This window comes from Blastococcus sp. CT_GayMR20, from assembly GCF_004570345.1.
Window position 1 is genome coordinate 1 of record NZ_SPQM01000248.1, and the last position, 4,273, is coordinate 4,273.

General features: G+C 79.1%; 6 protein-coding genes. All 6 read left to right on the forward strand.

The genetic code is table 11. The features are described from left to right. On the forward strand, window positions 1-869 hold an 869-nt coding region (gene ssd, locus E4P40_RS26645; protein WP_135161319.1), incomplete at its 5' end, for a septum site-determining protein Ssd. Next, window positions 866-2,011: a TadA family conjugal transfer-associated ATPase gene (locus E4P40_RS26650; protein WP_135161320.1), complete on the forward strand. Its 1,146-nt coding sequence runs from the start codon at window positions 866-868 to the stop codon at window positions 2,009-2,011. The genes ssd and E4P40_RS26650, both read left to right, overlap by 4 nt. Beyond that, window positions 2,008-2,799: a pilus assembly protein TadB gene (locus E4P40_RS26655; protein WP_135161321.1), complete on the forward strand. Its 792-nt coding sequence runs from the start codon at window positions 2,008-2,010 to the stop codon at window positions 2,797-2,799. Before E4P40_RS26650 ends, E4P40_RS26655 begins: the two co-directional genes overlap by 4 nt. After that, window positions 2,796-3,521: a type II secretion system F family protein gene (locus tag E4P40_RS26660; protein WP_135161322.1), complete on the forward strand. Its 726-nt coding sequence runs from the start codon at window positions 2,796-2,798 to the stop codon at window positions 3,519-3,521. The genes E4P40_RS26655 and E4P40_RS26660 overlap by 4 nt, the downstream gene beginning before the upstream one ends. Before the next feature lie 119 nt (window positions 3,522-3,640). Beyond that, window positions 3,641-3,898, forward strand: a complete 258-nt coding sequence (locus tag E4P40_RS29235) for a DUF4244 domain-containing protein (RefSeq protein WP_245160615.1) — start codon at window positions 3,641-3,643, stop codon at window positions 3,896-3,898. 5 nt (window positions 3,899-3,903) lie between these two features. Beyond that, complete coding sequence (locus E4P40_RS26670; protein ID WP_245160616.1) at window positions 3,904-4,269, forward strand: TadE family type IV pilus minor pilin; 366 nt, start codon at window positions 3,904-3,906, stop codon at window positions 4,267-4,269. Window positions 4,270-4,273 lie beyond the last annotated feature (4 nt).

Below are 4,273 nucleotides of genomic sequence, written 5' to 3' on the forward strand. Positions count from 1 at the left end.
GCGCGCTCCCACGCCGGGCCGGTGTCGTCGTGGTGGCGACCCGGGAGCTGCCCGCCGCCGACTGGGCCGCCGCCGTCGCACTGGGTGCGGAGCGCGTCGCGGTGCTCCCGGACGACGAGTCGTGGCTGCTGGACCGCGCGGCGGCAGCGGCGCGGTCGCCGGTGGAGCGTGGGCGGCTCGTCGCGGTGGGTGGCAGCTGCGGGGGCGCAGGGGTCAGCACCGTGGCGACCGCGCTGGCGCTCGCCGCCGCGCCCGGCGCCGTCCTGGTCGACGCCGATCCGTGGGGCGCGGGGCTGGACCTCCTCCTCGGCGCCGAGCGGGTCGAGGGTCTGCGCTGGCCCGAGCTCACCGGCCTGCGCGGGCGGGTGGGTGGGGACGCGCTCGTCGCGGCGCTGCCCGAGATCGACGGCGTCCACGTGCTCGCCGCCTCCCGCTCCACGCCCGTCCCGGTGCCGGACGAGGCGCTGGCCGCGGTGGTCGAGGCCGCCCGCGCGGTGGGCCGGACGGTCGTCGTGGACCTGCCGCGGTCGGGGGAGGCCTCCCGGACCGTCCTGGCCGAGGCCGATCTGGCCGTGCTCGTCGTCCCGGCCCGGCTGCGGTCGGCCACGGCCGCGCGGCTCCTGGTCGAGGACCCGGGGTCGGGCTGGGCGGGCGCCGAGCTCGTGCTCCGGCAGGTCGCAGGCGGCCTCTCGCGGGCCGAGCTCCGCGACCTGGTGGGGCGTCCGGTGCTGGCCGAGCTGCCCCACGACCGCAGCGCCGTCCCCCGCGGCGAGCGGGGTGAGCCCCCGACGATCTCCGCCCGGTCCCCGCTCGGCAGCCTCGCGCGGCACGTCCTCGCCGCCCTGTCGTCCCGAGCGCGGGCGGCATGACGGCGCCGGCGCTGCTGGACCGCGTCCGCGCCCGGCTGGCCCTGGAGCACGGGCCGCCGACCCGCGCGGAGGTGGCCGCCCTCGTCCGGGAGGAGGCCGGCCTGCTGGGCAGCGACGACGTGCTGTCCGCCGTCCGGCACGCGGTCGACGAGCTGGCCGGCGCAGGTCCGCTCGAGGCACTGCTGCGGACGCCGGACGTCACCGACGTGCTGGTCAACGGCCCGGAGCAGGTGTGGATCGACAGGGGCGCCGGACCGGAGCTCACCCCGGTGCGGTTCGACGACGACGACGCCGTCCGCCGGTTGGCCGTCCGGCTGGCAGCCATGGCCGGACGGCGGCTGGACGACGCGGCCCCGTGGGTGGACGCCGGTCTGCCCGACGGCACCCGCCTGCACGCCGTCCTGGCCCCGGTGTCGGGCAGCGGCACGTGCCTGTCCCTCCGCGTCCTCCGGCGGTGCTCCCTCTCCCTCGACGAGCTCGGGTCGCTGGGCACGCTGCCGGGCGAGAGCGGGCAGCTGCTGCGGGCGCTCGTGGCCGGACGGCTGGCCTTCCTCGTCACCGGCGGCACCGGCTCGGGGAAGACCACGCTGCTGTCCGCGCTGCTGGGAGCGGGCGACCCCGCCGACCGGCTGGTGCTGTGCGAGGACGCCGCCGAGCTCACCCCGGCCCATCCGCACGTCGTCCGGCTCCTCACCCGTCCCCCGAACGTCGAGGGTGTCGGGCAGGTGACGCTGCGGGACCTGGTCCGCCAGGCGCTGCGGATGCGTCCCGACCGGCTGGTCGTCGGCGAGGTGCGCGGTGCGGAGGTGGCCGACCTGCTGGCCGCGCTGAACACCGGCCACGACGGCGGGTGCGGCACCCTCCACGCGAACCGTCCGGCCGAGGTGCCCGCGCGTCTGGAGGCGCTCGGGGTGGCCGCGGGTCTGGACCGGGCGGCCGTTCACAGCCAGGCGGCGGCCGCCCTGGCCGTCGTCGTCCACCTGCGCCGTGGGCCGGCGGGACGGCGCGTCGACGAGCTGGGCGTCGTCCGCCGGTCGGGGGAGTTCGTGACCGTCGAGCCCGGCTGGCGGGCGGACGGGGGCGCCTGTCCCGCTGCCGACCGGCTCGAGGACCTCCTCGCCGTGGAACGTCCCCGGCCGTGACCGGTGCGGTGGTCGCGGGAGCACTGGCCCTGCTGCTGTGGCCGGCCGGCCCGGCCGCGCGGCGCAGGCGACTGGCGACGCAGGCTGGGCCGGTGCTCCGGCCCGTCGCGGAGTGGGGCCCGATCCCGGTGCCTGCGGCCGCCGGGGTCGCCGTCGGCGCCGTCGCGGGCGTCCTCAGCACGCCGCTCGTCGCGGTGCTCGCGGGCGTCTGCGCGTTCCTCGGGGCGCGCGCGTGGGGAACCCGCCGCCGGCAGGGGGAGGCGGCGAGGCAGCTCCTGGCGCTGACCGAGGGGCTGGCCGCGCTGGCAGCGGACCTGCGCAGCGGTCGATCGCTCGACGCCGCCACGAGGGCTGCGGTGGCCGCCTGCGGCGACGTCGGCTGCGGACGTGCGCTGGGCCGTGCCCTGCGGTCGCCGGATGCCGGGCCGGAACCCGGGCAGGACGGCGCCGTGTCGGAGGCGCTCGGGCGGATCGCGTCCGCGGTGCGGCTGAGCGAGCGCACTGGCTGCTCGCTGGCCGCTGTCGCCGGCGCGGTGGAGGACGACCTGCGAGCCCGTTCCCGGCACCGGCAGGAGCTGACCGCGGCGGTCGCCGCCCCCCGGGCCAGCGCGACGGTCCTGGCCGGGCTGCCGGTGCTCGGCCTCGCGATGGGCAGCGGGGTCGGTGCCGATCCGTGGGCGGTGCTCACCACGACCGCGACCGGGCAGGTCCTCCTCGTCGCCGGGGTGGTCCTGGAGCTCGCCGGTCTCACCTGGTCCGGGCGGCTCGTCCAGCGGGCCTCGCCATGAGTGGTCCGCCGACGTGGGTGCCGCTGCTCGCGCTCGCACTCGCGCTGCTGCTCTGGTCGCCGCCGACTGCCGCGGTGGCCCGGCGCGCGCGGTCGATGCGCCCGATCGCGCCCCCGCCTGCCGATGCCGAGCCCCCCGCCGCACGCCGGTGGGTCCTCGCCGCGACGGCCGGACTCCCGGCGGGGCTGCTGGTGGGCGGCGCCATGGGCCTGGCCGCGGCGGTGACCGTGGCCGTCGTGGGGGAGCGGTTGCTCCGCCGGGGCCGACCGGACGGTACGGAGACCACGGGAGCGCTCGTCCGCGAGCTTCCGGCCGCCTGCGACCTGCTCGGCGTCTGCCTCTCGTCCGGGATCCCGGTCGCGGGCGCCCTCGCCGCCGTCGCGTCGGCCGTGGCGGCGCCCCTCGGTCCGCAGCTGCGCGACGTGGCCGCCCTCTACCGGCTGGGCGCCGAGCCACGGCGCGCCTGGGCGGGGGTGCCGCCCGAGCTCGCCGTGCTGGGCCGGGTGCTGGTCCGGGCGGGGGAGTCGGGATCGACGGTCGTGCCGGCTCTGCGCTCACTGGCGGCGGACGGCCGGTCGGCGTCCCGTGCGCGGACCGACGCCGCCGTCCGTCGCGCCGGGGTGTGGGTGCTGGCGCCGCTCGGGCTCTGCTTCCTCCCCGCGTTCCTGTGCCTCGGCGTGGTCCCGCTGGTCCTCGGTATCGCAGGCGACGTCTTCGGGTGAGCCGGGCGTCCACATCGAGCGGGCCTCTCCACAGATCCCGCGGACGCCTGGGCCGGCGGCCGCGCCGGCGCGAGGGTCGGGGCAGGCCCGGACGTCGGGCCCCGAGCGAGGAGGCCGCCGTGCCGAACACCCCCGACATCCACCCCGAGGACGACGAGCAGGCCCCCACCGCGGTCCCGCTGCGCAGGGGTGCCCTCGTGCGGCGCTGGGCTGCCGTCCGGGCCACCGACGAGGCCGGGATGAGCACCGCGGAGTACGCGGTGGGCACCGTCGCCGCCTGCGCCTTCGCCGCCGTCCTCTACCGCGTGGTCACCGGCAGCTCGATCGTCACCGGACTCACCGACCTGGTCGAGTCCGCCCTCGCGACGCTGTCCTGACGCCGATGCGGCGGTCGCTCGTCCGGCGCGACGACGGCATGGTCACCGCGGAGACGGCCGTCGTCCTGCCGGTGCTGCTCCTCGTCCTCGCCGGTGCCGTCGCGGCCGTCACGGTCGTGGGCGCGCACCTGCGCTGCCTGGACGCCGCGCGGGAGGGCGCCCGCGCCGCCGCCCGCGGGGACGACCCCGCCGCGGTGACCGCGGTCGTCGAACGCGCGGCGCCCGAGGGAGCGACCACCTCCGTGGCGACGGACGACGAGGCGGTCCGTGTCACGGTCAGCGTCCGCGTGCAGCCGCTGGGGCCGGTGCCGCTGGCCGTCACCGTGTCCGCGGCGGCGGTGGCCCTGCGGGAGCCGGGCGGCGCGGGATGAGCCG